Here is a 1,168-nt window from a genome sequence, read left to right as displayed (position 1 = left end):
CTCAACACCATCCGCCGGGAGAATCCGGCCCTGCACCGGCTGCGGAACCTCCGTTTCCACCAGGCGGACCAGGACCCGGTGATCGCGTACTCGAAGAGGCGGGGTTCGAACACGGTGCTGGTGGTGGCCAACCTCGACCCCCACCACACCCGGGAGGCGACCGTCTCGCTGGACATGCCGCAACTCGGCCTGGAATGGCACGAGTCGTTCCCGGTGCGCGACGAACTCACCGGCGAGACCTACCACTGGGGCAGGGCCAACTACGTGCGTCTGGGGCCGGGCGGCGCGCACGTGCTCGTCGTCGGCCGGGAGGACGGGGGCCCGCACGACCACGACCGCACGGCGGCGGTCTCCGCGCCCGTCTCCCCCGGCCCGCACGACGCGGCCGCGCGACCGTCCCGACCGTCCACCCCGCAGATCGGAGGGTCACCCACATCATGATCGTCAACGAGCCCGTACCGGACACCTTCGAGGACACACCGGCACAGGACCGCGATCCGGACTGGTTCAAGCGTGCCGTCTTCTACGAGGTCCTCGTCCGCTCCTTCCAGGACAGCAACGGCGACGGCATCGGGGACCTGAAGGGGCTGACCGCCAAGCTCGACTACCTGCAGTGGCTCGGCGTCGACTGCCTCTGGTTACCCCCTTTCTTCAAGTCGCCGCTGCGCGACGGCGGTTACGACGTCGCCGACTACACCGCGGTGCTGCCCGAGTTCGGCGACCTCGCCGACTTCGTGGAGTTCGTGGACGCCGCCCACCAGCGGGGCATGCGCGTGATCATCGACTTCGTCATGAACCACACCAGCGACCAGCACCCGTGGTTCCAGGAGTCCCGCCGCGACCCCGACGGTCCCTACGGGGACTACTACGTCTGGGCGGACGACGACAAGCAGTACCAGGACGCGCGGATCATCTTCGTCGACACCGAGGCCTCCAACTGGACCTACGACCAGGTCCGGGGGCAGTACTACTGGCACCGCTTCTTCTCGCACCAGCCGGACCTCAACTACGAGAACCCGGCCGTGCAGGAGGAGGTGATCTCCGCGCTGAAGTTCTGGCTGGACCTGGGCATCGACGGCTTCCGGCTGGACGCCGTGCCCTACCTCTACCAGGAGGAGGGCACCAACTGCGAGAACCTGCCCGCCACGCACGCCTTCCTGAAGCGGGT

The 1,168-nt window shown here is 68.1% G+C and carries 1 protein-coding gene and 1 pseudogene; both read left to right on the top strand.

Annotation, left to right across the window (positions count from 1 at the left end; translation table 11 throughout):
• Positions 1 to 441, top strand: a pseudogene (locus tag AOK18_RS28440) (alpha-glucosidase C-terminal domain-containing protein); the annotation flags it as partial.
• Positions 438 to 1,168 (top strand): alpha-amylase family glycosyl hydrolase (locus AOK18_RS28435; protein ID WP_240503349.1); only part of this gene is annotated, 731 nt, incomplete at its 3' end. The pseudogene AOK18_RS28440 and the gene AOK18_RS28435, both read left to right, overlap by 4 nt.

Origin of the sequence: Streptomyces prasinopilosus, assembly GCF_001419695.1 — a bacterium.
Lineage (GTDB): Bacteria > Actinomycetota > Actinomycetes > Streptomycetales > Streptomycetaceae > Streptomyces > Streptomyces prasinopilosus.
The sequence above is the reverse complement of the archived record's forward strand: the minus strand, read 5'-3'. Positions and strand labels throughout refer to the sequence as shown.